Origin of the sequence: Ciceribacter sp. RN22 (assembly GCF_024054295.1) — a bacterium.
Lineage (GTDB): Bacteria > Pseudomonadota > Alphaproteobacteria > Rhizobiales > Rhizobiaceae > Allorhizobium > Allorhizobium lividum.
In genome coordinates this window covers 2764168-2789758 of sequence record NZ_JAMXLD010000001.1, presented here as the reverse complement: position 1 = coordinate 2789758, position 25591 = coordinate 2764168, and the positions used below count along the sequence as shown (strand labels likewise).

The following is a 25591-nucleotide window of genomic DNA, read 5'->3' as shown; positions in this document are numbered from 1 at the left end:
GAAATGGATCGCAAGCTCACATGACGAGCAGGCGCAGACCGGCCGCCAGCAGGCCGATCCCCGCCACCCGCGAGAGCAGCCGCCCCGCCGGCATGAGCTTCTCCGCGAGGGCGAAGACGGCGAGCGCCGCGATCCACACGAGATTCATCACGCCGCCGACGAAGAGGAGAGCCATCAGCGCCCAGCAGCAGCCGAGGCAATAGACCCCGTGCGTGGCGCCCATCTTGAAGGCTCCGGTCGCGCCGCGGCGAAATCCGCCGAAACGCTGAATGAACAGCAGGGGCGACTGGCATTGCGACAGGCAGGCCTGCTTCAGCGGCAGCCACTGGTAAAGCCCGGCTGCGATCAGGATCACGCCGCCCAGAACGTTGTTCGTGCTCGCCATGTCCGGACTGAGCAGAGCCAGCCGTTCAAGCGCCCATTGGGCCGTCGTTGCCGCGAGAGCAAACCCGCTCCACACAGCCAGGTATCCGGTCACGAACCAACCGGTTGCGGCAAAGGGCTTGGCAGACGCGGCGGCCATCCTGCCCGTGCGTGCGTAGATGAGGATCATCGGCGCCGCCGACGGCGTCATCATGCCGATCATCATCACCGTCCACATGGCGAACATCAAAGCGAAATCGCCGGCCGTCCACGCCTGCTGCGCCGGCGCCATCGCCATCTCGAAGCCGTTCGAGATCATGCGATAGCCCATCATGTCCATGCCGCCCATGGTCATGCCCGCGGCAAGCCGCAGGATATAGGCCCATGCGAGCACGGTAAGGGCGGCGATGGACGTTGCGATGATCAGTCCATCGCGCCGTAGCACAGCCTCGAGCGGCGTATCCGTCGTCGTACTCAATGGACAACACCGCTTTCGGTCATGTTCAACCGCGAGAAGTGTGCGTGCGAGTCATTCAGCGAAAGCGCCAGAGGTCCCTTTGTCTCGCCCCAGCCTCGCCCGACCTCGCACACATCGTACTCGAAGCCCTGCGGCAGGTTGATCCGCGCACGATGCGCATCGCCGGTCACGGGATTGCGGATCGGTTCGCCGCGCGCCTCGACCCAACCCGGAACGGCCACTCTCGCGGTGCGACCGTCGACGTCGATCTCGAAATCGATTTTTGCGAAAACCGGTTCGTGGACCTTTTCAAACGTCGCCGAAAAGACCTGGAAAAAGGTGGCGCCGGGCTCGGTGTCCAGACCGCTCATGATGCGCAACAGCGCTTCTCGCTGTTCGGGCGATGCACGCTCGTCGACGATGGGCACGACCTGCCCCCTGCCCTCATGAATGGCGCCGGGCCACGAGGCGATGATGCCGATCGTCAGTCCGCCGAGCTTCGTATCCCCATGATATCCCTCTTCGATATCGACAAAGCCGACAGCGTCACAGCCGCCTTTGGTGGGACGAGAATTGAACTGGCACGGACACCCGTAATCACAGTTGCAGTGGATGAATTCGCGGCCTTTGATGGCCCATTTTGTCTCGGTCATTGTCGCCTCCCTTTCTTGATTTACATGTTCTGGCGGACCGCTCCCCTGCCGGTATGATGTATGGCGTTGAACTGGCCATATGTGTCCTTCAGATCCAATGGGATCGGATCGGACGCTGGTTCGTGGATCGTGCTCGACAGGACGCGCAACACGCTCCCATGCCGGTTGGCAGGTTTTTGCCGTAAAGGAGAAGTCTACACCTTTCGCGGTGGTCGCAGAAGTCGCCCGAAAGCATTAGCTAATATATGCTGCAATTGACGTCATGCTGCCGGCAAGCCGCCGTACCTGCTCTTGATCAGTGTGCGCACAATCCTGACTGCATCCACCCTCCCGCACCGGAAGCGTCGAACGTCACCAGTGATGCGGTGCTGCGACCGTGCCGCACCGCCGCTCGGGCTTGCCGGGAACCAGCATTCCGGCCTCACGGGCCGCCGTCATGAAGGAGCAGCGCGCGAGGCCCGCCAGTTGCTCCGTTTCGAGCGATTGGCCGCACCAGAGCACGGCGCGGCGATAGGCAGCGCCATGCCGTGTCGGCCATTCGGATTCGAGGAAGTCGAGAGCGTCGTAGGGGTGACGGAAGCTTCGTTTCAGCCCGCACTGCATTCTGATTTCGACGGGCTTCGTCCAGTAGAGATCGTAGATGCTCATCTTGTCCTCCGGTTCGCGAGGACTGTCGTGGAGGCAAAGACGAGTCGTCGCTTTGACCGCGATCAAACGCAAGCGCCCCTGCAAGAGACGTCGGGTGGCCTGTCAGGACTCGAAGGCCGGCATTCCGGGGATTTTGGCACGCTCTGCGTCACGCCGCCGCAACCAGTCGGCAGTCGCGCGGCCCGCCTCGGAGGCCGCCTCGTAAATCGATCGACCGAGCAGCAGATAGTGCAGGAGCGCGCCGCTGAAGCTGTCGCCGGCGCCGATGGTATCGGCCGTCGTCACCGCGTCCGTCAGGCGGACTTCGGTCGTCTGCCGCCCATCGTGAATGGTGATGCTGTTCGGGCCGTCGGTCAGCAGCAGATTTTTCAGCCGTTCGCCGGCAATTCCCCGCGCCCGCTCCCAGACTTCGTCGAGGCGCTCGCCCGGGAAATCGGCGATCGAGCCGACGATGACGTCCGCAGGACGCGGCGTCACTGAGCGCAGCGGAAACTGCGACACGACGAGCGGCGCCTGCCTGAGCGCGGTGATCAGGGTGTCCGGCAATTGCGTCCCGTTGACGTAGAAGGCATCCCCCGGGAGTGGTTCGGAGAGCTCGACGGTCCGCGCCGCCTTGTGGATGCTTCCGAGGATCGTGCGCTCGCCCGCCGGATCGAGGAGGATTTCGGCGAACTCGGTCCTGCCTTCCGTCAACGTCACGTGATCGGTGACGAAGCCGAGTGCCGCAAGTTCCCGCAACGCATCGAGGCCGTGCGCGTCATGCGCAAGCGAGGCGACCAGCGTCACCCGGTGCCCGAAGTCGATCAGCCGCCGTCCGGTATAATAGCCGCCGCCCCCGAGGCGCAGGCTGCGGTCGCTGAAGGAAATCCGCCCGCCGGGGCGCAGCGGCTCGGTGATCCGCCAGATGTGGTCGTGGTTCACGTTGCCGACGACGACGATGTCCATCAGGCGTTCCTCGGTCTTGTCGATTCCCGCAGGATGAGCTCGACCGGCCAGAGCTCGTGGATATCGGTCGGGTCGCGCCCGCCGAGCATCTGGAGCAGGAGATCGGCGACCCGCGTGCCCGCTGCCCGGATCGATGAGCGGGTGGTCGACAGCGACGGCGCCATATTGTCGGCGGTGAGATAGGGAAAGACGTCGTCGTGGGCGATGACGGAGATGTCCTCGCCGACCCTCAGGTTCAGCGAGCGTGCGGCACGATAGACGCCGAGCGCCGTCATCATCGAGCCGGCGACGAAGGCGGTCGGGCGCGGTGTCTGCTCGAGCGCGGAGCGGGCGAAGCGGAAGCCCACTTCGTCGGTGAAGATGCCGTGCGACACGAGCTTGGGATCGAAGGCGATCCCCCGCGCCTCGAGCGCCTTGCGGTAGCCGGCGTCGCGGTGGAGCGTGAAGGTGAGGCCCTCGCGTCCGTTGATCATGGCGATCCGCCGGTGCCCGAGGTCGAGCAGGTGCTCGGTTGCCCGGCGGACGGCGCCCTCGTTGTCGATGTCGAGCCAGGCGTGCGGCACGGTCGTTTCCGACCGGCCATGCACGATGAAGGGCATCTGCATCTTGTGCAGCAGGGCGATGCGCTCGTCCTTTGGCCGCGGCGCGTGGACGATCACCGCGTCGACACGCCGGCTTTCCGCCAGCCGCCGGAAGACCTGCAGCTCGCTCTGCAGGTCCTGCTCCGCCATCGGCGTCACCAGGATGTCGATATCCTCGTCGCTCAGCCGTTCCGCAATCCCGCTCATGAATTCCGTGAACTGGTATTCGCCTGTCTTGCTCATGACGACGCCGATCGCGCCCACCCGGCCGGTCGCAAGCCTGACGGCGTTGATGTTGGGGCGGTAGCCGAGCCGGGCCGCCTCCTCGACGACGCGGGCGCGGGTTTCCGCGTTCACCTCCGGATAGCCGCCGAGCGCCCGGCTGACGGTGGTCGGCGAAAGCCCTATGTGTTCGGCAAATTCCTTGAGCTTCATTCCGCGGCAGGTTCCTCCGGAGACATCGCGTCGGCGCCGCTCGCATCGGCGTCCGTCAAAGGGCTTATCCCACGCTCCCGCGGCCCCACGCAAGATGGCGGCAGCAAGGAATCGAAAGCGGTTACAAAAACCCATACAAATAGAAGGGGAGGGACTTTTGCATCGCATCGCCCACGGACGACGCCATACTTCTCTGAGCGAGTAAATCCGCCTAAAATCAATTGTTTGGCATTCCCATGCAGCGACGGCGCTCCCCTCATTTGACTCCAGTCATGATTTTTGCCACAGTCGCGAGACCAAAGCGCTTTCAATTTTGCTGAGATGCAGCCTTGGCATCTGGTTTTTCTGGGAGGAGAAACGCATGAAAAAGCTGTTGAGTGCCGCCGTGGTTGCAGCCATGGCACTATGCGGTGCCGCGCAGGCCGCCGACGTCACGGTTGCGGCCCATTCCACCGGCAAGAATCTCGATTTCCTGCAGAAGCTCTTCGGGGAGTTCGAGCAGCAGACCGGCCACAAGGTCACGCTGGTGACCATGCCGCCCTCGAGTTCGGAACAGTTCGCGCAGTTCCGCCTGTGGCTCGCCGCCGGCAATTCCGACGTCGACGTCTACCAGATCGACGTCGTCTGGGCGCCACAGCTCGCTGACCAGTTCATCGACCTCAAGCCGGCGGCGAGCGACATTGCCGACCAGTTCTTCCCCTCGATCATCGCCTCGCAGACCGTCGACGGCCGGCTCGTCGCCATGCCGATGTTCACCGACGCGCCGGCGCTCTACTACCGCAAGGACCTGCTGGAGAAATACGGCAAGGCCGTTCCGAAGACCTGGGAGGAACTCGCCGCCACCGCGCAGGAAGTCCAGGACAAGGAACGCGCGGCGGGCCGGAAGGACATGTGGGGCTTCGTCTTCCAGGCGAATGCCTATGAAGGTCTCACCTGCGATGCGCTCGAATGGATCAAGTCCTCCGGCGGCGGCCAGATCGTCGAGCCGGACGGTACAATTTCCGTCAACAACGAGAAGGCGGCGGCCGCGCTCGAACAGGCGAAATCTTGGATCGGCACCATTTCGCCGCCCGGCGTCCTCTCCTACCAGGAGGAGGAGGCCCGTGGCGTCTGGCAGACCGGCAATGCGGTCTTCATGCGCAACTGGCCCTACGCCTACGCCCTCGGCAACGGCGACGACAGCGCGGTGAAGGGCAAGTTCGACGTTGCCCCGCTGCCGGTGGCAGCCATCGGCGACAAGCCCTCCTCCACCCTCGGCGGCTGGAACCTCGCCGTCTCGAAATATTCCCACGAGCAGGAGGCGGCGATTGCTCTCGTCAAGTTTCTGACCTCGGCGGAGGTGCAGAAGCGCCGCGCGGTCGAGAATTCGTTGCTTCCGACCTTGAAGGCCCTTTACGACGACCCGGACATCGCCGCGGCCCAGCCCTTCATGCCGAACTGGAAGCCGATCTTCCAGGATGCCGTGCCGCGGCCGTCGGCGGCCACCAAGATGAAGTACAACGAAGTCTCCTCGCGGTTCTGGAGCGCGGTCCACAACACGTTGTCGGGATCGGGCTCGGCGGCTGAAAATCTCGAATTGCTCGAGGTCGAACTGACGGAACTGAAGGGCAGTTCCTGGTGATCCGCGGGCCGGGCGGCCGTCCCCGCCGCCCGGCCTGACTTTGGCTGTTCCCGAGGATCGCTCATGACCAATCTCACGCTCGACCGCCCCGCGCTGCATCGGCCCGCCAGGGCTGCCGCCGGTTCCGATCTCAGCGCCCAGCGCATCCGTTCCGCATGGACCTTTCTGGCGCCGACGCTTCTGGTGCTTGCCCTCGTCGCTGGCTGGCCGCTGATCCGGACCATTTCCTTCAGCTTCACCAACGCCACCCTCACCAATCTCGGCGCGGCGGAATTCGTCGGCTTCGACAATTACCTGAGCTGGACCACCCTGAAGAGCGGCCGCACCATCTATCGCGGACTGCTCGTCGATCCCGCTTGGTGGGGTGCCGTCTGGAACACGTTGCGCTTCACGCTGATCTCCGTCACCGTCGAAACGATGCTCGGCCTCGTCGTCGCCCTCGTCCTCAACGCGCGCTTTCCCGGACGCGGGATCGTCCGCGCGGCCATCCTCATTCCCTGGGCCATCCCGACGATCGTCTCGGCGAAGATGTGGGCCTGGATGCTCAACGACCAGTTCGGCATTCTCAACGAGATCTTCCTGAGCCTCGGCCTGATCAGCCAGAAGATCGCCTGGACCGCCGATCCGCAGACGGCCATGGTCGCCGTGCTGATCGTCGACGTCTGGAAGACGACACCGTTCATGGCGCTCCTCATCCTCGCCGGCCTGCAGATGGTGCCGCAGGACATCTACGAGGCCGCGAAGATCGACGGCGTCCATCCGGTCAAAGTCTTCTGGCGCATCACGCTGCCGCTCATCCGCCCCGCGCTGATGGTCGCCGTCATCTTCCGCATGCTCGACGCGATGCGGATCTTCGACCTCATCTACGTGCTGACGCCGAACAACGCCCGCACCAAGACCATGTCGGTCATGGCGCGCGAGAACCTCTTCGAGTTCGACAAGTTCGCCTACGGCGCGGCCGCCTCGACCATGCTCTTCCTGATCATCGCGACGATCACCGTGCTCTACATCCGTTTCGGTCGCGTCAATCTGTCGGGAGGTGAACGCTGATGCCCACCATCGTCCGGCAATCCGCCTTCTACCTTCTCGTCACTGTCATCGTCGTGGTCTCGGTCTTTCCGTTCTACTATGCCGTCATCACCAGCCTCAAACCCGGCAGTTCCCTCTTCGACGTCAGCTACTGGCCGCGGTCCATCACGTTGTCCAACTATGTCGCCGTGCTGTCGCGCGGCAGCTTCCTGCGCAATCTCGGCAATTCGCTGCTGATCTCGACACTGGTGGTGATGATCTCGCTGCTGCTCGCCATCACCGCGGCCTACGCGCTTGCGAGGGTGCGGTTCCGTGGGCGCGGCCTGCTTCTGCTGACCATCCTCGGCGTTTCGATGTTCCCGCAGATCGCCGTACTCGCCGGTCTCTTCGAGCTCGTCCGCTGGTTCGGGGTGTTCAACACGCCGATCGCGCTCGTCTTCTCCTACATGATCTTCACCCTGCCCTTCACGGTCTGGGTGCTCACCACCTTCATGCGAGAACTGCCGATCGAGATCGAGGAGGCGGCGATCGTCGACGGCGCCTCGTCGTGGGTGATCGTCACACAGGTCTTCATGCCGCTGATGTGGCCGGCCCTTGTTACCACCGGCCTTCTCGCCTTCATCGCCGCCTGGAACGAATTCCTGTTCGCTTTGACCTTCACCTCGTCCGACAGCCAGCGCACCGTCCCGGTCGCCATCGCGATGCTGTCGGGCGACAGCCAGTTCGAAATTCCCTGGGGCAGCATCATGGCCGCCTCGGTCATCGTCACCCTGCCGCTGGTCGTTCTCGTGCTGATCTTCCAGCGGCGGATCATTTCCGGCCTCACCGCCGGCGGCGTCAAGGGATAGGAGGAGAACCCATGGCCCACATCCAGCTTGCCGATGTCCGCAAGTCCTTCGGCGCGCTCGAAGTCATCAAAGGTGTCGACCTGGAGGTCCGCTCCGGCGAATTCATGGTCTTCGTCGGCCCCTCTGGCTGCGGCAAGTCCACCCTGCTGCGCCTGATCGCCGGGCTCGAGGATATCAGCTCGGGCACGCTCGCCTTCGACGGCGAGGAGATGAACCGCCTGCCGCCGGCCAGACGCGGCATCGCCATGGTCTTCCAGTCCTACGCGCTCTATCCGCACATGACCGTGTTCGACAACATGGCATTCGGCATGAAGCTCGCCGGCCAGGACAAGGCCGAGCGGGACCGGAGGGTGCGCGACGCCGCCGAGATGCTGCAGCTGACGCCCTATCTCGAGCGGCTGCCGCGCCAGCTTTCCGGCGGTCGGCGCCAGCGCGTGGCGATCGGCCGGGCGATCGTGCGCGATCCCCGCGTCTTTCTGTTCGACGAGCCGCTCTCCAATCTCGATGCGGCGTTGCGGGTCGCAACCCGCCTCGAAATCGCCAAGCTCCATCGCAGCATGCACGGCACGACGATGATCTACGTCACCCACGACCAGGTGGAAGCGATGACGCTCGCCGACCGCATCTGCGTGCTGCGCGACGGCGTGGTCGAACAGATCGGCACGCCGCTCGAACTCTACGAGAGGCCGAACTCGCTCTTCGTCGCCGGCTTCATCGGCTCGCCGAAGATGAACTTCCTTTCGGGGGGCCTTTCGGAGGACTTCGGCGTCCACACGATCGGCATCCGCGCGGAGCACCTGTCGCTCGGTGAGGAGGGTCGCTGGCGGGGATCGGTCGTCCATTCGGAGATGCTCGGTTCCGACAGCTATGTCTATGTCGACATTGGCGCCGCCGAGCCGCTGGTTGTCCGGCAGGAGGGCACCGTCACCCCGAAACCGGGAGAGACCGTCGCGGTATCGCCGCAGGAGAGCGAGTTGCACCGGTTCGACAGCAACGGTCGCGCCCTTCACCGCAACCTGATGAAGGGTGCCGCCTGAACGGCAGATAGAGCAATGCGGGGCGCCGTGGCGGCGTTCCGGGAACAAGGAGAAGTCACGTGACGATCAGGACAGTTGTCTGGGGAGAGAATATCCATGAGCGCGTCAACGAGGTGGTACGCGCCATCTACCCGGACGGAATGCATACGACCATCGCCGCCGCACTGAACGCGGACGACGCGATCACCGCGTCGACGGCGACCCTGCAGGAACCAGAGCACGGGTTGACCGAGGCGCGGCTCAAGGAGACGGACGTGCTCGTCTGGTGGGGGCACAAGGATCACGGCGCGGTGGCGGACGAAGTGGTCGAGCGCGTTGCCAGGCGCGTATGGGAAGGCATGGGGCTCATCGTCCTGCATTCCGCCCATTTCTCGAAACCCTTCAAGCGGCTGATGGGCACGCCCTGCGCCCTGAAATGGCGCGAAGCCGGCGAGCGCGAGCGCATCTGGACGGTCAATCCGGGCCATCCGATCGCCGCCGGCGTCCCGGAAAACTTCGTGCTGGAGAACGAGGAGATGTACGGCGAGTTCTTCTCCGTGCCGGAGCCGCTGGAAACGGTCTTCATCTCCTGGTTCGCCGGCGGCGAGGTCTTTCGCTCCGGTCTCACCTGGCGGCGCGGCGCCGGCAATATCTTTTACTTCCGTCCCGGTCACGAAACCTACCCCACCTATCACGACGCGACGGTGCAGAAGGTGATTGGGAACGCCGTCCGCTGGGCCTACAATCCGCAGCCGGCGTTCGCCGGTATCCACGAGGCGCCGAACGTGCCGGTCGACAAGGCGCTCGAACCGATCACCGAACGCGGCCCGAGACTCCACAAGGCCGGCGAGGAAGGATACCGCTGATGGCGCCCGTTCGTCTTCTCGTCCTCGGAACCGGCGGCATGGCCAATACCCATGCCATGAACTTCGCGACGATCCCGGATGTCCAGCTCGTCGCCGCGGTTGACGTCGATCTCGCGAAGGCGCGTGCCTTCGCCGCCCGCCACGACATCCCGAACACCTTCACCTCGCTGGAGGAAGCCCTTGCCTGGGGCGAGTTCGATGCCGTGACCAACGTCACGCCGGATTGCGCCCACTATCCGACGACGCTTCCCCTGATTGCCGCCGGCAAGCACGTGATGTGCGAAAAGCCGCTCGCCGAGACCTACGGCAAGGCCGACGAGATGGCGACGGCCGCCGAACGCGCCGGCCTCGTCAACATGGTGAACCTCACCTACCGCAACGTCGCGCAGGTCCAGAAGGCACGCCAGATGGTGCTTGCCGGCGAGATCGGCAAGGTACGCCACATCGAGGCTTCCTATCTCCAGAGCTGGCTCGTCTCCAAGGCCTGGGGCGACTGGTCGACGGAGAGCCAGTGGCTCTGGCGTCTCTCGACGAAGCACGGTTCCAACGGCGTGCTCGGCGATGTCGGCATCCACATCCTCGATTTCGCCGGTTACGGTGCAGCGACCGATATCGACCACATCTTCGCGCGGCTGAAGACCTTCGAGAAGGCGCCCGGCAACAGGATCGGCGAGTACGATCTCGATGCCAATGACAGCTTCACGATGACGGCCGAGTTCACCAATGGTGCGATGGGCGTGATCCACGCAAGCCGCTGGGCGACGGGCCATCTCAACGAATTGAGGCTGCGCATTCACGGCGACAAAGGCGCGCTCGAGGTCATCCACCGGCCGGATCGTTCGGTTCTGCGGGCCTGTCTGCAGGAGGATGTCGAACTCGCGGTGTGGAAGGAGATCGCGGTCGATCCGGTCGCCACCAACTACCAGAAGTTCATCGCGGCGATCCAGGAGGGGCGTGGTCAGGAGCCGAATTTCCGCCACGCCGCCAACCTGCAGAAGATCCTCGATCTCGCCATGGTCACCGAGCTCGAACGGCGCGAACTGACCGTCTGAAACCTCCCTCCCGAGCGCGCGGCACACCCCCTGCCGCAGACCTCCGGGGTGAGACCCCGCGGCGCTCTCCTGCCGCGGGGTCTTTTCGTCTGTGCCGCGGAGGCGGTCGGCGCCGGCTACGGCGCGAGGCTCTGCCCGCCCGGAGCCGGACGGCCGATGAACTGTGAAACCGAAGGCGGGAAACCGGAGACGGTGGAGGCTGCGCCTTCCGGCATGTGATGCTCGATCGCCCGCGCGAAGGCCTTCAAGGCCGCGTTCGACCGGCCGGAGGCCTGGCGAAGCACGATCTCGACCATGCCGAGTTCGGCCAGTTCCACCTCGTCGAGCCTCTGCAGTCGCAGAAGCCCTCCCCCCTCGACCTGGCTCTCCGCGAGTGCGGTGATGCCGAAGCCGGCCCGGACGGCGGCGAGCACATTCGCATAGCTCTGGCCTTCGTAGACCACCTGCGAACGGATGCCCTTGTCCTCGAGGCTCTCCAAAAGGTGGCGCCGGTAGGCGCATCCCTCGTGGAAGACGACGAGCGGCAGGAGCTGTTCCGGGTCGGGGCGGAACCCGGGACCGGCGGCCCAGACCAGCGCTTCCCGCCGCAGAACGCCTGCGGAAGGCGCGGCTTCGGGCGGGACAAGCTGCTTTACGATCGCGATGTCGACCTCACCGTTTTCGAGACGCCGTTCCAGCCGGGCGGAGAAGTCCGAGATCGCGCGGACGTCGCAGTCGGGATGGCTCGCCTTGAACCGGCTGACGAGCTCGTTCAGCCAGCCGACGTCGATATCATCCATGATGCCGACCCGGATGCTGCCGGAGACGGAGGGTCGCTGCAGGCTCGTCCAGGCGTCGTCCACGGTGGCAAGGATCTTCAGCGCGAAGGGCAGAAGCCGCTGGCCGGCGTCGGTCAGCCCTTCGACATGGCCACGCGAACGCTTGAGCAGGCGCTCGCCGAGCGCGTCCTCCATGCTCCTGATCTGCCGCGTGAGCGCCGTCTGCGTGCGCATCCGCGATCGTGCGGCATTCGTGAAGCTTTGGTGTTCGGCCACCGCGACGAAAGCCCTTATCTGTTCGAGCGTCAGCCTGCGCAAATCGATCATCGTAATGCCTCCTTCGCATATTGGCACAGCATAATTCATTTTCGTCATGCTGCAATGCGCAATACCCTTCATGCGGGAGGATGGTTTCGATCGTACCACCGAACGTTACATAGCCAAGGAGCCCATCATGGGAATGACATTTCCGGCTGGTCACAAGCCGCGTTTTTCGAACTTCAGCATTGACGGCGTGCTCGACGAGACCCTGCGCGAAGGGGCTGAACGCTGCATGTTTTCCATCCCGACCATCGACAAGCTGCCGTTGATCCGCAGCATCATGAAGTCCGGCGTGCGGGATCTGGTCTTCGGGAGCGGTCCCGACGATCCGGACGATCTCGCCGCCGTGTTGGCAAGGCTCGAAGGAGAGCATGCGATCGACGGGCAGAAGTTCTCCTTCATCCTGCTGCTCAACTGCTTCGAGCCGCTGATGGTACAGTTCGAGCGTTTTCCCGAGGCGCTCCGCCGGCACGTCACCATCAGCTTCGGCATGATCACCCATGACAGCGAGCATAGCCTGTTCGAGAAAACGGTCGACCGGTTCCGCAGCCTCGGCTTCGACAGCCTCCGCGTCTCCCTCCTCAACAATTTCGGCGGCGAGATCGGCGAAGCGGCATACGCCAACATCACGCGGCAGATCGACCGGTCGCGGGCACTGGGGATCGAGACCGTCCGGATCAACGATTCCCTCGGGACGATCTATCCCGAGGCGATGGCGGTGCTCGCGGCGAACCTGCGCCACGACTACCCGGAAACCAATTTCTGCCTGCACGCCCACAACGACCGCGGTTTCGGCCTCCAGAACGCGCTCGCCTCGATCTATCACGGCTTCAACCTGATCGAGGGCGGGTTCGCCGAGTTCGGCAACCGCTCCGGCCTGCCGGCCATCGAACTTCTGTGCAAGATCTTCGCCGAGAAGAACATCCACATCACCGGCGGCGACCTGAACGACGAGACCGTTTCGGAAACGGCCCGGCTCGCCGAGGAGACCTTCCTCCTGGTGCCGAGCCTCTTCCGTCCGGCGAGCGGCCATATCGTCGACTGCGAAAACATGGGGGTCACCAATATTCCCGACTATCTCGGCGCGAGCAGCGCGTCGCGCTACTTCCTGAACCGGATCGGCCTGCACATGCCGACGCTCGAGCGGCTCTTCCATGACCTCGGCGTCAACGACCAGGGCAGCATTTCGGAGATGGCCACCGGTTTCCGCGACCATCTCGAAGGGCTGATGCACGAGGTCACCGTGAGGAAGGCCTTCGAGTACCGCGCGCTGCGCCGGATGGTCGAGACCTTCTATGACGACGACGTGTTGTTCTCCGACCGGGTCTACGACATGGCCCGGCAGTTCCTCGACGGCCGCGGCGCCCGGCCGGTCGCCGCCTGACCGCCCGCTTCATCCGGCCGTCGCGTCATCGCGGCGGCCGGTTTCCGACGAACCAAAAAAGGCATGAGTTGCATGATTGAGATCGTCATCCCGGTCTTCCTCGTCATCCTGGTCGGCTATCTCTTCGGCCGCCGGAACCAGTTCAGCGCGGAAGCCGAAAAGCTGATCAACGAGTACGTCCTCTACATCGCCCTTCCGGCGCTGCTCTTCCTCGCGGTCGCGCGTGCCGATCCGAACGACCTCGCGCAGTGGCGCTTCGTGCTCGCCACCCTCGCTGGCATCGCCGCGGCCTATGTCGCCGGCAACGTGCTTGCCTGGACGCGCGGTGTCCGCTCGCCGCAATCCTCGCTCGTCGGCATGGCGTCGTGCTACGGAACGACCGGCTACATGGGCATTCCGATCCTCGTCGCTGCCTTCGGCCCGCAGGCGGCGGTGCCGGCGGCGATCGCCACCATCCTCCACAACATTCCGGCGATCATGACGGTCATCGTCACCCACGACATCGCCGGCCGCACGAATGTAGGGCTGCTCTCCAGCCTGAAGCGCGCCCTGACGACGACGCTCAAGAATCCGCTCACGCTGGCGGTGCTCGCGGGCGCGGCCTTCGCGCTCCTGCGCATTCCCCTGCCGGGTGTCGCCGTGTCGTTCACCCAGTTCCTCGCGAATGCCGCCGGGTCGACCGCGCTTTTCGCCCTCGGTCTCGGGCTCGCCCGCATCCCGATCTCCAGGAAGGCGCTTTCCGCCAAATTCGGATGGGTCGGCCCGACCGCCCTGATCAAGATCGTCCTGCAGCCGGTTGTCACGCTGGCGGTCCTGCTTGCACTGGTCGGAACCGGCGTCGATATCTGGTTTGCGACCGCCGTCGTCATGGCCGCCCAGCCGATCGGCGCGGGCGCCTATGTGTTCGCCAGCCGCTACGGCTATTTCGGCGAGGAGACCTCCGTCGCGATCATCCTTTCGCTGCTGGTAACCGTGCTGACGCTGACCGTCATCCTGCAGATCTTCGGGACTCAACTCGGCACCTGACCCACGCCGGGCAGGTGAGGAGCCTCTTTTCCGGGCACCCTCCACCCATGCCTGCCGGGAAAAATCCTCATGTCCCGGCAACGGGTTGACCGATCCGTGCGGCACTGCAGCATGGAATCTGCATTGACATTTTTCGTCACCAAAGTGAGTATTTGCCCATCAACAGCGCAAATGCTCAATTTGGGAGGAAGACATGACATTGAAGACCTTGTTGCTGGGCGCCTGCTCGGCCCTTGCTCTCGCCGGGATCGCCTCGGCCGAGACGCTGACGATCGCGACCGTGAACAACGGCGACATGATCCGCATGCAGGGGCTGACGGACGATTTCACCAGCAAGAACCCCGACATTAAGGTCGAGTGGGTCACGCTCGAGGAAAACGTGCTACGCGAGCGCGTGACGACCGACATCGCCACCAAGGGCGGCCAGTACGACATCATGACCATCGGCACCTACGAGGTTCCGATCTGGGCCAAGCAGGGCTGGCTGCTGCCGCTCGACAATCTCGGCGCCGACTATGACGTCAACGACCTGCTGCCGGCGATCCGCTCGGGTCTCACCGGCGACGACGGCAAGCTCTATGCTGCACCCTTCTACGGCGAAAGCTCGATGGTCATGTACCGCAAGGACCTGATGGAGAAGGCCGGGCTCACCATGCCGGACGCCCCGACCTGGGACTTCGTGGCCGATGCGGCGCGCAAGATGACCGACCGTGAGAACGGCATCAACGGCATCTGCCTGCGCGGCAAGGCCGGCTGGGGCGAGAACATGGCTTTCCTGACGGCGACCGCCAACGCCTTCGGCGCCCGCTGGTTCGACGAAAACTGGAAGCCGCAGTTCGACCAGCCGGAATGGAAGAACACGCTCGACTTCTACGTCAAGCTGATGAACGACGCCGGCCCGCAGGGCGCCTCCTCGAACGGCTTCAACGAGAACCTCGCCCTCTTCCAGCAGGGCAAGTGCGGCATGTGGATCGACGCCACGGTGGCTGCGTCCTTCGTCACCAATCCGAAGGATTCGACCGTCGCCGACAAGGTCGGCTTCGCCCTCGCCCCGGATACCGGTCTCGGCAAGCGCGGCAACTGGCTTTGGGCCTGGAACCTCGCGATCCCGGCAGGCTCGCAGAAGGCGGAAGCCGCGGAAAAGTTCATCGCCTGGGCGACCGGCAAAGGCTATCTCGATCTCGTCGCTTCCAAGGAAGGCTGGGCGAACGTTCCTCCCGGCACCCGCACCTCGCTCTACGAGAACCCGGAATACCAGAAGGCGGCGCCCTTCGCGAAGATGACGCTCGACTCCATCAACGCGGCCGACCCGAAGAACCCGAGCGTCAAGCCGGTGCCCTATGTCGGCGTCCAGTTCGTGGCGATCCCCGAGTTCCAGAGCCTCGGCACCTCGGTCGGCCAGCTCTTCTCGGCAGCACTCGCCGGCCAGATGTCGGTGGATGATGCGCTTGCCCAGGCGCAGAGCCTCACCGAGCGCGAAATGACCCGCGCCGGTTACATCAAGTAATTCGACCTCCCGAAAGCAACGCCGCCCGGATTGCGGTCCGGGCGGTGCGGACATCGGCACTGTTCTCCCCCGCTCGCGGGGGAGAACAGCCCGATCGAGGATCAACGAACCGACGGACAGGGACTGCCCTCTCCCTCGGAATTCAGGGTGGCTGCGCCATGGCAACGGAAAACACACGAGGATTGGCGCGCATGATGATGGCGCCGTCGGTCGGGCTCCTGCTGATCTGGATGATCGTGCCGCTGGCGATGACGCTCTGGTTCTCGTTCCAGAACTACAATCTCCTGAACCCGGCCAATGTCAGCTTCGCGGGTCTCTTCAACTACCGCTATTTCTACACCGACCCGGCCTTCTTCCAGTCACTATGGAACACGCTTCTGATCGTCGGCGGTGTGCTCCTCGTCACCGTCGTCGGCGGCATCGCGGTGGCACTGCTCCTCGACCAGCCGATCTTCGGCCAGGGACTGGTGCGGATCATGGTCATTTCGCCGTTCTTCGTGATGCCGCCGGTCGCCGCCCTCGTCTGGAAGAACATGATCATGCATCCGGGCTACGGCGTGCTCGCCGACATGAGCCGAGCGCTCGGGCTCACGCCGGTCGACTGGTTCGCGCAGTATCCGCTGGTGTCGATCGTCATCATCGTCGCCTGGCAGTGGCTGCCCTTCGCCACCCTCATCCTGCTCACCGCGCTCCAGTCGATGGATGTCGAGCAGAAGGAGGCCGCCGAAATGGACGGCGCGAATGCGCTGAACCAGTTCATCTATCTGACACTGCCGCATCTCGCCCGCGCGATCACCGTGGTCATCCTGATCCAGACGATCTTCCTGCTCGGGGTCTACGCGGAAATCCTGGTCACGACGAACGGCGGGCCGGGCTACGCTTCCACCAATCTCGCCTTCCTGATCTACCGCACGGCGCTCCTCGGCTACGACGTTGGCGGCGCCTCGGCGGGGGGCATCATCGCCGTCGTGCTCGCCAACGTCGTCGCCTTCTTCCTGATGCGCGCCGTGGGCAAGAATCTCGACCGCTGAGGAGACGACCATGGCACGCAGTATCACCACTCGCCGCAAGATCGCCGTCACTGCCCTCGCCTGGGTCGTCGCGCTGCTGATCTTCTTTCCGATCCTCTACACGATCATCACCAGCCTGAAGACCGAGACCGAGGCGATCCAGGGTTTCAACCTCGTGCCCTCCTTCACGCTCGAAAGCTACGTGACGGTCCAGACCCAGCGCGACTACCTGAAGCCGTTCATGAACTCGGTCGTGCTCTCGGTCGGCTCGACGCTGCTTGCCCTTCTCGTCGGCATTCCCGCCGCCTGGGCGATGGCCTTCTCGCCGACGAAGCGGACCAAGGACATCCTGATGTGGATGCTCTCCACCAAGATGATGCCAGCCGTCGCCGTCCTCGTCCCGATCTATCTCCTCTTCCGGGATTTCGGCCTGCTCGACACCCGGATCGGGCTCACCGTCATGCTGATGCTCATCAACCTGCCGATCGTCGTCTGGATGCTCTACACCTATTTCCGGGAGATCCCCGGCGAGATCCTCGAGGCCGCCCGCATGGACGGGGCGACGCTCTTCGGCGAGATCGTCTACGTGCTGACGCCGATGGCGGTTCCCGGTATCGCCTCGACGCTGCTCCTCAACATCATTCTCGCCTGGAACGAGTCCTTCTGGACCATCCGGCTGACCACCACCAACGCCGCGCCGCTCACCGCCTTCATCGCCTCCTTCTCGAGCCCGCAAGGCCTGTTCTGGGCCAAGCTCTCGGCCGCGTCGACGCTCGCCATCGCGCCGATCGTCATTCTCGGCTGGTTCAGTCAAAGGCAACTGGTACGCGGGCTGACCTTCGGCGCCGTCAAGTAAGGAACGACCATCATGGGAAGCATCAGACTGGAACAGCTCTCCAAATCCTTCGGCGAGCACGCGGTCATCCCCTCGATCGATCTCGAAATCAACGACGGCGAGTTCGTCGTCTTCGTGGGCCCCTCGGGCTGCGGCAAGTCCACGCTGCTGCGGCTGATCGCGGGGCTCGAGGATGCGAGCGGCGGCAGGATCATCATCGACGGCAAGGACGAGACGGCAACAGCGCCGGCACGGCGCGGGCTCGCCATGGTCTTCCAGTCCTACGCCCTCTACCCGCATATGAGCGTGCGCTCCAATATCGGCTTCCCGCTGAAGATGGCGAACGTCGACAAGGCCGAAATCGACCGCAAGGTCGAGGAAGCCGCCCGCATCCTCAACCTCGGGGACTATCTCGACCGGAAGCCCCGCGCCCTTTCCGGCGGCCAGCGCCAGCGTGTCGCGATCGGCCGGGCGATCGTCCGCTCGCCCCGCTGCTTCCTCTTCGACGAGCCGCTCTCCAACCTCGATGCGGCGCTGCGCGTCGCCATGCGCCTCGAAATCACCGAACTCCACCACAAGCTTGGCGCCACCTCGATCTACGTCACCCACGACCAGGTCGAGGCGATGACCATGGCCGACAAGATCGTCGTGCTCAACAAGGGCCGCATCGAACAGGTCGGCTCTCCGCTCGACCTCTATCGCCGGCCTGCCAATATCTTCGTCGCCGGCTTCATCGGCTCTCCGAAGATGAACCTGATCTCCGGCCGGACGGCGACCGACGAAGGCGCACATACGGTCGGCATCCGCCCGGAGCACCTCACCCTTTCGACCGAGACGGGCCGCTGGAAGGGCAAGGTCACGGTGGCCGAACATCTCGGCTCCGACACCTTCCTGCACGTCGACGTTCCGGGCATCGGCACACTCACGACGCGCACCGGCGGCGACGTGCCGGTCCGCCATGGCGACGAGGTCTTCGTCACCCCCGAGCCCGGCCATCTCCACAAGTTCGACGCGAAGGGGCTTGCCCTATGACGGGACGACTTCAAGGCAAGTCGGCCCTGATCACCGGCTCGGCCCGCGGCATCGGCCGTGCCTTCGCAGAGGCCTATGTCCGCGAAGGGGCAACGGTCGCAATCGCCGACATCGACCTCGATCGTGCGACACGCACCGCCGAAGAGATCGGCCCTGCCGCCTATGCCGTCCGCCTCGATGTGACCGACCAGGCCTCCATCGATGCCGCGGTGAAGGCCGTCGAGGATCGCGCCGGCGGACTCGACATTCTCGTCAACAACGCCGCCCTTTTCGACCTTGCGCCGATCGTCGAGATCAGCCGCGAAAGCTTCGACAGGCTCTTCTCGATCAACGTCGCCGGCACGCTCTTCATGCTGCAGGCGGCGGCGAAGTCGATGATCGCCAGAGGAAAGGGCGGCAAGATCATCAACATGGCAAGCCAGGCGGGCCGCCGTGGCGAGGCGCTCGTCGCCGTCTACTGTGCCACCAAGGCCGCGGTCATCTCGCTGACGCAGTCGGCCGGGCTCGACCTCATCAAGCACGGCATCAACGTCAACGCGATCGCCCCCGGCGTCGTCGACGGCGAGCACTGGGACGGCGTCGACGCCCTCTTTGCGAAATACGAGAACCGCTCGCGGGGCGAGAAGAAGAAGCTGGTCGGAGAGGCCGTCCCCTTCGGGCGGATGGGGAGGGCCGAAGACCTGACCGGCATGGCGATCTTCCTCGCCACTCCCGAGGCCGACTACATCGTCGCCCAGACCTACAATGTCGACGGCGGCAACTGGATGAGCTGAACGCTTGGCCGGCACGTCAATTCGAGGACTTCCCCATGACCTTCAAACTCTCGCTCGCCAACCTGTCCGCCATTTCAGCGAGGGCCTCCGTTCCCGCCTATGACAGGGCGAGCCTGAAGGCCGGCATCGTGCATTTCGGCGTGGGCAACTTCCACCGTGCCCACATGGCCGTCTACCTTCACGAGCTCTTCAATCGCGGGCGCGATCTCGACTGGGCGATCATCGGCGCCGGCGTAATGCCGTCGGACCGGAAGATGCGGGATACGTTGAAGGCGCAGGATTTCCTGACCACCGTCGTTGAACAGGATGTCGCCCGCTCCGCCGCGACCGTCACCGGCCCGATGGTGGACATCATCACGGCGCCCGATTTCGACCGGATCGTCGCGACGCTGGCCGACCCGGCAATCCGCATCGTCTCCATGACGATCACCGAGGGCGGCTACTTCATCGACCCGGCGACCGGCAAGTTCGACCCCACCCATCCGGCGATCACCGCCGATGCGGCCGATCCCGACCATCCGAAGACCGTGTTCGGCCTCATCATCGCGGGGCTGAAAGCCCGCCGCGCCGCGGGTCTTCCGCCGTTCACCGTCATGTGCTGCGACAACATCCCCGGCAATGGCGAGGTGACGGAGGCGACCGTCTGCGGACTCGCCAGGCTCTCCGACGCCGACTTTGCCCACTGGATCCATCAAAACGTCGCCTTCCCGAATGCGATGGTCGACCGGATCACGCCGGCGACCGGCGAACGGGAGATTGCGATCGCCCGCGACACCTACGGCATCGAGGACGGCTGGCCGGTCTTCTGCGAGGAGTTCACGCAGTGGGTGCTGGAGGACAGGTTCCCGCTCGGCCGCCCGGCGCTCGAAGAGGTGGGCGTCACCTTCGTGCCCGACGTCGCGCCCTACGAGCTGATGAAGCTTCGCATCCTGAACGGGGGGCACGCGGCCATCGCCTACCCGGCGGCGCTGATGGATATCCACTACGTCCACGAGGCGATGGAGACCCCGCTGATCCGCGGCTTCCTCGCCAAGCTCGAAAACGAGGAGATCATCCCCGTCGTACCACCGGTTCCCGATACCAGCCTCGCCGACTACTATTCCCTGATCGAACGCCGCTTCGCCAATCCGAAGATCGGCGACACGATCCCGCGGCTCGCCCAGGACGGATCGAACCGCCAGCCGAAATTCATCCTTCCCTCGACCGCCGACCGCCTGGCCAAGGGGCTCGACGTCGTCGGTCTCGCCCTCGTCTCCGCGCTCTGGTGCCGGTATTTCGAGGGCGTGTCGGACAGTGGCAAGGCGATCGTCTTCAACGACGTCAACGCCGACCGGCTTCAGAAGGCCGCACTTGCCTCCCGGCAGGACCCGAAGGCCTTTCTCGCGCTGGGCGACATCTTCGGCGGCGTCGGCACAAATCCGCGCTTCGTCACGCGCTTCACCGAAGCGCTGGCGAGCCTGCGGCAGAACGGAACGGCGGCAACCCTGCAGCAATATATCGACGGTAAGCTTGCCTGAGACAAAAGGGGAGGTCCGATGGCTCAGGCAACGAGGCTCGTCATCTTCGATTGCGACGGCGTTCTCGTCGACAGCGAGCCGATTTCGATCGAGGTGCTCGTCGCCTCCTTCGCCCGCGCCGGCGTACTGATCGACGAAGCCGGCGCCTATCGCCGCTTTCTCGGACGGAGCCTCTCCACCGTGATCGCCGCCGCCCGTCAGGAGTTCGGCCTCGACATGGACGAGGCCTTCCTCGAACGCCTGCGCCAGGACCTTTTCGCCCGCTTCAGGGCGGACCTTCGCCCGATCCCCGGCATCGCAGAAACGTTAGAGGCGCTGGAGGCCCATGGCATCGGCTGGTGCGTCGCCTCGTCGAGCCACATGGAACGCATCCGCCTGTCGCTCATGGTCACCGGGCTCCTCGACCGCTTCGCCCCGAACATCTTCAGCGCGGCGATGGTCGCCCGTGGCAAGCCCGCGCCCGACCTCTTCCTCTATGCCGCCGGACAGATGGGGCGCCGACCGTCCGACTGCATCGTGATCGAGGACAGCCCAGCGGGCATCGAGGCTGCCAAGGCGGCCGGCATGACGGTCTTCGCCTTCACCGGCGGCTCGCACGCGCATTTCGCGTCCCATCGGGGGGCGCTCGAAGCACTGGCACCCGACGCCACGTTTGACGCCATGGCCGATTTGATCCACCTTGTCGCAAAAGAATAGGGACGGAAACAGGCCAGAATGCGCGATCACGTGATTGCGGTCGATGTGGGGACCGCCAGCGCGCGAGCCGGCGTCTTCGATGCGGCTGGAAACCTGCTGGCGCGGCGCGAATGCCCGATCCTGCTCCGCCGGCCGGGTGCCGAGCGCGGGGAACACGATTCCGAAGACATCTGGCGGGCGAGCTGCAAGGCCGTGGCCGAGGCGCTCGCAGCCTCCGGCATAACGGCCGGGCAGGTTGCGGCCGTCGGCTTCGACGCCACCTGTTCGCTGGTGCTGCGCGCGGAAAACGGTTCGAAGATTGCGCTGGCCGAGGAAGACGGCATCGTTTTTGATACCATGTCCTGGCTCGATCACCGTGCCTCGGCGGAGGCGGAGGAATGCACCCGGACCAGCCATCCGGCGCTTGCCCATTGCGGCGAGGTCATGTCGCCGGAAATGCAGGTGCCGAAGCTCATGTGGCTGAAACGGCAGAGGCCGGATCTCTGGGCGAGCGCCGGGCTCTTCTTCGACCTCGCGGACTTCCTCACCTGGCGCGCGACCGGCTCCCCTGCCCGCTCGCTGTGTACGCTGACGGCCAAATGGAACTATCTCGCCCACGAGGGAAAGGGTTGGAAGCCGGACTTTTTCTCGGCGATCGGCCTTGATGATCTCGTCGCCCGCGGAGGGTTGCCGGAGCAAGGCGTTGCCGTCGGCCGCCCGGTCGGCGTGCTGTCGCCCTGGGCGGCGGCTGAAATGGGTCTCGATCCCGGCATCGCGGTCGCCGCCGGCATGGTGGACGCCTATGCCGGCGCCTTGGGTGTCCTCGGCCCGGTGGCAGCTGACCCCGGCGATCTGTCGCGGCAGGCCGCGCTGATTGCCGGCACGTCGAGCTGCCTCGTCGCCTTTGCACCCGAGCCACGGTTCGGGCGTAGCATTTGGGGGCCTTTCTTCGAGGCGATCTTTCCGGGCCAGTGGCTGGTCGAGGCGGGGCAATCGGCGACGGGCGGGCTCCTCGGCCATCTGTTGCTCGCCCATGCCGAGGGCGGCGGTGCGACGACGGCCGCGCACCAGCGGGTGATCGCGCGCATCATGGAGATGCGCGCGGAAGAAGGTGCAAGCTTCGGCGAGCGGATCAACATTCTTCCAGATTTTCACGGAAACCGGTCGCCGTTTGCAGATGACAGGCTGACGGGAACGATCGCCGGGCTGACCCTCGATGCCTCGTTCGACGGTTTGTGCCGGATCTACTGGCGGGCATGCGTGTCGATCGCGCTCGGCCTGCGCCAGATCCTGGAGACGCTGGAAACGAGCGGCTTCAGGCCGGAACGGCTGCACCTGACCGGCGGGCATGTCCGGAATCCGCTTCTCATCGAACTTTATGCCGATGTCACCCGGCTCGAGATCGCGGTTACCCGCAGCGAGGACGCCGTCCTTCTCGGCACGGCGATGAATGCCGCGACCGCCGCCGGTCTTTTTTCCGCGCTGGCGGAAGCGGGTGTGGCCATGGCGCGACCCGTCACTGTCATGCGTCCCAATCCGGCGACGAGATCGCTTTACGATCGCGACTTCGCCCGCTTCCTGGCAATGCAAAGGCACCGCGCCGAACTCGACGCGCTCTGAGAAGCACCCTCCGCGGGCGCGAGACGCTCCGGGCTCACCGATATTTCGGCGGGCGAGCCACGGCGTTCATCGTCAGCTCCTGGTGGGTCGCGAACTGGCCGAGCGCCTTCACAAGCTTGCGGGCTTCGGCCTTGTCGATGCCGTTGCGCCGGCAATATTCGGAGACGTCATAGACTGGCTTCTTGCCGGGTACGCGTACCTGGCGATTGTCGACGTGATAGGCCATTTTCTCCTCCCGCAATACCGGACAGACGACGCTCACCATCTCGAAAACCTGAACGTATTTTAGCGTAGCCTGAAATTCAGAATGGTACAATCGCCGAAAGCGATCACCCGGGCCGGCGGGACAACCCGGGCGCTGGATCATTTCCGGCCAATTCGGAGTCGTTCTGACGGAGCGATTTTGCGGCAGGACCAAGCGAAGACGCGAAGAGCATATCCAGCGATCCGGTCTTGCCCGATGGCGGGCATCGCGCCGCGACCGGCTCACCACCGGATCGCACGCACCAATCGAGAAACAGAACCGACCCCGAATTAGTCGGAAATGCTCTGGAGACTGGCCCTCGGGACTCGCTACGCGGAGTCTGGTCTGTCAGGATTCCTCGAGATAGACCCTCGCCTCGAACCCGTCTTCCCGGCCGCTTGCCGGCGACAGCAGTTCGAGCCGGGCGCCGGCGCCGGCGGCGATGGATTCCGCTATCGCCAGGCCGAGCCCGGTTCCGTCGGCCGAGGTCTCACCGCGCGCAAAGCGCCGCGTCAGGGTCTTCAGCACCTCGGGCGCGACCGACGGCCCGGCATTGCTGACGGAAAACACCCGTCCGGACGTCAGGGAAACCTCGACCCGGGTGTCTGCGGGGGCGTGCTTCAGGCCGTTCTCGATGAGGTTGCGTGCAAGGATCGCGAAGACATCCGCATCCATGCGCGACATCACCGGCTCCTTCGGCAGATGAAGGTCGAGCCGGTCCGCCGTCGCCGCGGCACGGGTGAAATCGTTGGCGACGAGCGAGAGAATGGGCACCAGATTGTGAGGCTTGGCGGCGATGAGCCCGCCGCCCTCCGCCTTGGCGAGCTGCATCAGCTTCTCCCCGAGACGCGCGAGCGAATGCAGTGCCCCCTCGATGTCCCTGGCCCGGTCCTGCAGCGGGCCCCGCGGCGCCTCGGCGACCAGCCGCTGGGTCTGCGCAAGGGCTGCGGCGATCGGCGTGCGCAACTCGTGCGCGCTGTTGGCGGTGAAGGTCCGTTCCGCCTCGAGCGCCCGCCTCAGCCGTTCCATCAGCCGGTTGACGCCGTCCGCGATCGGGGTGATCTCGCGCGGCAGCGAGGCCGTGTCGACGGGGGTCAGATCGCCGCTGCCGCGCCGCTCGATCTGGTCGCCGAAGACATGGACGGGCCGCATGTTGCGCCTGACCAGCCACCATACACCGACGAAGCTTGCCGGGATCAGCGCGCCGAGCGGCAGGGCGAGCGCCATCGCCGCATCGAGCGTTGCCTTGAGCCGGTCGCCGAGCGGTTCGGCGATGGTGATGGTGACGGTGCCGCGCACGGCCGCTTCCGAGTACAGCCGGTGCGTTTCGGTGGTCGAGAAGCCGGTCTTTTCGAAGGGCGGGAAGATGTTGAGCTCGGCATCGTGCGATCGCATCAGGACATTGCCGTTCTCGTCGCGCACGACATAGTTCAGGTGCTCGTCGTGATGGCGGATCGAGAGTATCCGCTGCGGCGGGCGTTCGTCGCCCTGGCCGATGATGTCGATCACCGCGAGCGGCAGGAGCCGCTGGGCGGTCTCCTGCATGGCGCTGTCGAAGACCTCGTCGAGTTCCGCACGCACGATGAGCGCCGCGGCGGCTGTCGCGGCGATCCACATCACGCTCACGCCGATCGCGAGCCCGAGCGAGAGATGTCGTTGAAGGCTCGCCCGCTTCCTCATGACTGGCGCAACCGGTAGCCCATGCCGCGCACGGTCTCGACCACGTCATGCCCGAGCTTGCGGCGAAGCCGGCTCACATAAACCTCGATGGCATTGCTTTCGATCTCGTCGTCGAAGGAATAGAGCCGCTCCTCGAGCTGCGGCTTGGACAGCAGCATGCCCGGATGCTGGAGGAAGGCCTCGAAGAGCACCCATTCGCGGGCCGTCAGCGGCACGGGCTTGCCCTTGCGGGTCACGCTGCGGGCGGCGAGGTCGACCTGCAGCTCGCCGACGGCGACGAGCGGATTGGGGTTGCCGGTATAGCGGCGGGCAACCGCCTTCACGCGGGCGGAGAGCTCGCTGAGGTCGAAGGGTTTCACGAGATAGTCGTCAGCGCCGGCGTCAAGTCCCTCGATACGATCGGAGATCTGGTCGAGCGCAGTCAGGATGATGACCGGCGTCGTATCGCCGCCACCCCGCCGCATGCGCAGGAAGGGAATGCCCCGGCCGTCCGGCAGCATCAGGTCGAGCAGGACGAGGTCGTAGCCGGTCGTGCGCATGTAGTCCTCCGCAAGATCGAGACGCCGCGCCCAGTCGACGACATGTCCGTCGGCAGCAATCTGGTCGCGCACCGCCGCACCCAGCCCACCGTCATCCTCTATCAGCAGCACGCGCACGATTCCCGGCCCTCTTCCACCTTGGCATTTACATGAACG

Annotated in this window: 25 protein-coding genes; 16 read left to right on the top strand and 9 right to left on the bottom strand. The window is 64.9% G+C overall.

All coding sequences use genetic code 11. The annotated features are described in order from the left end of the window. Positions 1-16 precede the first annotated feature (16 nt). The 5 genes from NHF53_RS13580 to NHF53_RS13560 all read right to left on the bottom strand — a co-directional run bounded on the left by NHF53_RS13580 (position 17) and on the right by NHF53_RS13560 (position 4082). Positions 17-841 carry a DUF2182 domain-containing protein gene (locus NHF53_RS13580; RefSeq protein WP_252834621.1) on the bottom strand — a complete coding sequence of 275 codons (825 nt, stop codon included), beginning with the start codon at positions 839-841 and terminating at the stop codon, positions 17-19. Continuing rightward, on the bottom strand, positions 838-1473 hold the full coding sequence (locus tag NHF53_RS13575) for a DUF1326 domain-containing protein (protein ID WP_252834620.1): 636 nt from the start codon (positions 1471-1473) through the stop codon (positions 838-840). Before NHF53_RS13575 ends, NHF53_RS13580 begins: the two co-directional genes overlap by 4 nt. Before the next feature lie 351 nt (positions 1474-1824). Continuing rightward, the gene (locus tag NHF53_RS13570; protein ID WP_252834619.1) at positions 1825-2121 is read right to left on the bottom strand and encodes a DUF982 domain-containing protein; all 297 of its coding nucleotides are present in this window, start codon (positions 2119-2121) and stop codon (positions 1825-1827) included. 102 nt (positions 2122-2223) lie between these two features. Continuing rightward, on the bottom strand, positions 2224-3066 hold the full coding sequence (locus NHF53_RS13565; RefSeq protein WP_252834618.1) for a PfkB family carbohydrate kinase: 843 nt from the start codon (positions 3064-3066) through the stop codon (positions 2224-2226). Beyond that, a complete protein-coding gene (locus NHF53_RS13560) occupies positions 3066-4082 on the bottom strand; it encodes a substrate-binding domain-containing protein (RefSeq protein ID WP_252834617.1) in 1017 nt (338 codons plus the stop codon). Before NHF53_RS13560 ends, NHF53_RS13565 begins: the two co-directional genes overlap by 1 nt. Before the next feature lie 361 nt (positions 4083-4443). Here NHF53_RS13560 and NHF53_RS13555 point away from each other — a divergent pair, with 361 nt between their 5' ends. From NHF53_RS13555 to NHF53_RS13530, 6 genes are all read left to right on the top strand, one after another. Then, a complete protein-coding gene (locus NHF53_RS13555) occupies positions 4444-5703 on the top strand; it encodes an ABC transporter substrate-binding protein (protein ID WP_252834616.1) in 1260 nt (419 codons plus the stop codon). Between the two features lie 63 nt (positions 5704-5766). Further along, positions 5767-6753, top strand: a complete 987-nt coding sequence (locus tag NHF53_RS13550) for a carbohydrate ABC transporter permease (RefSeq protein WP_114364594.1) — start codon at positions 5767-5769, stop codon at positions 6751-6753. Beyond that, a complete protein-coding gene (locus tag NHF53_RS13545; RefSeq protein ID WP_252834615.1) occupies positions 6753-7580 on the top strand; it encodes a carbohydrate ABC transporter permease in 828 nt (275 codons plus the stop codon). Before NHF53_RS13550 ends, NHF53_RS13545 begins: the two co-directional genes overlap by 1 nt. A gap of 11 nt (positions 7581-7591) precedes the next feature. Next, entirely contained in the window at positions 7592-8617 is a 1026-nt protein-coding gene (locus NHF53_RS13540) for an ABC transporter ATP-binding protein (protein WP_252834614.1), read from the top strand. Positions 8618-8676: 59 nt separating this feature from the next. Beyond that, the gene (locus NHF53_RS13535) at positions 8677-9462 is read left to right on the top strand and encodes a ThuA domain-containing protein (RefSeq protein ID WP_252834613.1); all 786 of its coding nucleotides are present in this window, start codon (positions 8677-8679) and stop codon (positions 9460-9462) included. Continuing rightward, positions 9462-10514 (top strand): Gfo/Idh/MocA family protein, encoded by a 1053-nt coding sequence (locus NHF53_RS13530; RefSeq protein WP_252834612.1) that lies wholly within the window; start codon positions 9462-9464, stop codon positions 10512-10514. Before NHF53_RS13535 ends, NHF53_RS13530 begins: the two co-directional genes overlap by 1 nt. A gap of 116 nt (positions 10515-10630) precedes the next feature. On the opposite strand, the gene NHF53_RS13525 is transcribed toward NHF53_RS13530, so the two are convergent. After that, positions 10631-11599, bottom strand: coding sequence for a LysR family transcriptional regulator (locus tag NHF53_RS13525; RefSeq protein ID WP_252834611.1), 969 nt, complete (start codon positions 11597-11599; stop codon positions 10631-10633). A 127-nt stretch (positions 11600-11726) separates the two neighbouring features. Here NHF53_RS13525 and NHF53_RS13520 point away from each other — a divergent pair, with 127 nt between their 5' ends. The 10 genes from NHF53_RS13520 (at position 11727) to NHF53_RS13475 (ending at position 22972) form a co-directional block, all read left to right on the top strand. After that, positions 11727-12977 (top strand): hypothetical protein, encoded by a 1251-nt coding sequence (locus tag NHF53_RS13520; protein ID WP_252834610.1) that lies wholly within the window; start codon positions 11727-11729, stop codon positions 12975-12977. Positions 12978-13049: 72 nt separating this feature from the next. Beyond that, positions 13050-14003 (top strand): AEC family transporter, encoded by a 954-nt coding sequence (locus NHF53_RS13515; protein ID WP_114364700.1) that lies wholly within the window; start codon positions 13050-13052, stop codon positions 14001-14003. A gap of 193 nt (positions 14004-14196) precedes the next feature. After that, positions 14197-15510 (top strand): sugar ABC transporter substrate-binding protein, encoded by a 1314-nt coding sequence (locus NHF53_RS13510; RefSeq protein WP_252834609.1) that lies wholly within the window; start codon positions 14197-14199, stop codon positions 15508-15510. 158 nt (positions 15511-15668) lie between these two features. Beyond that, positions 15669-16541 carry a carbohydrate ABC transporter permease gene (locus NHF53_RS13505; RefSeq protein WP_252834608.1) on the top strand — a complete coding sequence of 291 codons (873 nt, stop codon included), beginning with the start codon at positions 15669-15671 and terminating at the stop codon, positions 16539-16541. 10 nt (positions 16542-16551) lie between these two features. Further along, the gene (locus tag NHF53_RS13500; protein WP_252834607.1) at positions 16552-17376 is read left to right on the top strand and encodes a carbohydrate ABC transporter permease; all 825 of its coding nucleotides are present in this window, start codon (positions 16552-16554) and stop codon (positions 17374-17376) included. Positions 17377-17388: 12 nt separating this feature from the next. Continuing rightward, the gene (locus tag NHF53_RS13495; RefSeq protein ID WP_114364603.1) at positions 17389-18387 is read left to right on the top strand and encodes an ABC transporter ATP-binding protein; all 999 of its coding nucleotides are present in this window, start codon (positions 17389-17391) and stop codon (positions 18385-18387) included. Next, positions 18384-19160, top strand: a complete 777-nt coding sequence (locus NHF53_RS13490) for an L-iditol 2-dehydrogenase (RefSeq protein WP_252834606.1) — start codon at positions 18384-18386, stop codon at positions 19158-19160. The genes NHF53_RS13495 and NHF53_RS13490 overlap by 4 nt, the downstream gene beginning before the upstream one ends. 35 nt (positions 19161-19195) lie before the next feature. After that, positions 19196-20677 (top strand): mannitol dehydrogenase family protein, encoded by a 1482-nt coding sequence (locus NHF53_RS13485; RefSeq protein ID WP_252834605.1) that lies wholly within the window; start codon positions 19196-19198, stop codon positions 20675-20677. An 18-nt stretch (positions 20678-20695) separates the two neighbouring features. Next, positions 20696-21373 (top strand): HAD family phosphatase, encoded by a 678-nt coding sequence (locus tag NHF53_RS13480; RefSeq protein WP_252834604.1) that lies wholly within the window; start codon positions 20696-20698, stop codon positions 21371-21373. Positions 21374-21391: 18 nt separating this feature from the next. Continuing rightward, complete coding sequence (locus NHF53_RS13475; RefSeq protein WP_252834603.1) at positions 21392-22972, top strand: FGGY-family carbohydrate kinase; 1581 nt, start codon at positions 21392-21394, stop codon at positions 22970-22972. Between the two features lie 34 nt (positions 22973-23006). Here the strand turns inward: NHF53_RS13475 and NHF53_RS13470 are convergent, their stop codons facing one another. The 3 genes from NHF53_RS13470 to NHF53_RS13460 form a co-directional block, all read right to left on the bottom strand. Continuing rightward, positions 23007-23198, bottom strand: coding sequence for a hypothetical protein (locus NHF53_RS13470; RefSeq protein WP_114364608.1), 192 nt, complete (start codon positions 23196-23198; stop codon positions 23007-23009). Positions 23199-23564: 366 nt separating this feature from the next. Further along, the gene (locus NHF53_RS13465) at positions 23565-24896 is read right to left on the bottom strand and encodes an ATP-binding protein (RefSeq protein WP_114364609.1); all 1332 of its coding nucleotides are present in this window, start codon (positions 24894-24896) and stop codon (positions 23565-23567) included. After that, positions 24893-25552 carry a response regulator transcription factor gene (locus tag NHF53_RS13460; protein ID WP_252834602.1) on the bottom strand — a complete coding sequence of 220 codons (660 nt, stop codon included), beginning with the start codon at positions 25550-25552 and terminating at the stop codon, positions 24893-24895. Before NHF53_RS13460 ends, NHF53_RS13465 begins: the two co-directional genes overlap by 4 nt. Positions 25553-25591 lie beyond the last annotated feature (39 nt).

Bases quoted from the DNA above. Each gene is read 5' to 3' on its own strand.
- NHF53_RS13575 (WP_252834620.1), bottom strand. From the start codon at position 1,473: ATGACCGAGACAAAATGGGCCATCAAAGGCCGCGAATTCATCCACTGC.
- NHF53_RS13570 (WP_252834619.1), bottom strand. From the start codon at position 2,121: ATGAGCATCTACGATCTCTACTGGACGAAGCCCGTCGAAATCAGAATG.
- NHF53_RS13565 (WP_252834618.1), bottom strand. From the start codon at position 3,066: ATGGACATCGTCGTCGTCGGCAACGTGAACCACGACCACATCTGGCGG.
- NHF53_RS13560 (WP_252834617.1), bottom strand. From the start codon at position 4,082: ATGAAGCTCAAGGAATTTGCCGAACACATAGGGCTTTCGCCGACCACC.
- NHF53_RS13555 (WP_252834616.1), top strand. From the start codon at position 4,444: ATGAAAAAGCTGTTGAGTGCCGCCGTGGTTGCAGCCATGGCACTATGC.
- NHF53_RS13550 (WP_114364594.1), top strand. From the start codon at position 5,767: ATGACCAATCTCACGCTCGACCGCCCCGCGCTGCATCGGCCCGCCAGG.
- NHF53_RS13545 (WP_252834615.1), top strand. From the start codon at position 6,753: ATGCCCACCATCGTCCGGCAATCCGCCTTCTACCTTCTCGTCACTGTC.
- NHF53_RS13540 (WP_252834614.1), top strand. From the start codon at position 7,592: ATGGCCCACATCCAGCTTGCCGATGTCCGCAAGTCCTTCGGCGCGCTC.
- NHF53_RS13530 (WP_252834612.1), top strand. From the start codon at position 9,462: ATGGCGCCCGTTCGTCTTCTCGTCCTCGGAACCGGCGGCATGGCCAAT.
- NHF53_RS13525 (WP_252834611.1), bottom strand. From the start codon at position 11,599: ATGATCGATTTGCGCAGGCTGACGCTCGAACAGATAAGGGCTTTCGTC.
- NHF53_RS13520 (WP_252834610.1), top strand. From the start codon at position 11,727: ATGGGAATGACATTTCCGGCTGGTCACAAGCCGCGTTTTTCGAACTTC.
- NHF53_RS13515 (WP_114364700.1), top strand. From the start codon at position 13,050: ATGATTGAGATCGTCATCCCGGTCTTCCTCGTCATCCTGGTCGGCTAT.
- NHF53_RS13510 (WP_252834609.1), top strand. From the start codon at position 14,197: ATGACATTGAAGACCTTGTTGCTGGGCGCCTGCTCGGCCCTTGCTCTC.
- NHF53_RS13505 (WP_252834608.1), top strand. From the start codon at position 15,669: ATGGCAACGGAAAACACACGAGGATTGGCGCGCATGATGATGGCGCCG.
- NHF53_RS13500 (WP_252834607.1), top strand. From the start codon at position 16,552: ATGGCACGCAGTATCACCACTCGCCGCAAGATCGCCGTCACTGCCCTC.
- NHF53_RS13495 (WP_114364603.1), top strand. From the start codon at position 17,389: ATGGGAAGCATCAGACTGGAACAGCTCTCCAAATCCTTCGGCGAGCAC.
- NHF53_RS13490 (WP_252834606.1), top strand. From the start codon at position 18,384: ATGACGGGACGACTTCAAGGCAAGTCGGCCCTGATCACCGGCTCGGCC.
- NHF53_RS13485 (WP_252834605.1), top strand. From the start codon at position 19,196: ATGACCTTCAAACTCTCGCTCGCCAACCTGTCCGCCATTTCAGCGAGG.
- NHF53_RS13480 (WP_252834604.1), top strand. From the start codon at position 20,696: ATGGCTCAGGCAACGAGGCTCGTCATCTTCGATTGCGACGGCGTTCTC.
- NHF53_RS13475 (WP_252834603.1), top strand. From the start codon at position 21,392: ATGCGCGATCACGTGATTGCGGTCGATGTGGGGACCGCCAGCGCGCGA.
- NHF53_RS13470 (WP_114364608.1), bottom strand. From the start codon at position 23,198: ATGGCCTATCACGTCGACAATCGCCAGGTACGCGTACCCGGCAAGAAG.
- NHF53_RS13465 (WP_114364609.1), bottom strand. From the start codon at position 24,896: ATGAGGAAGCGGGCGAGCCTTCAACGACATCTCTCGCTCGGGCTCGCG.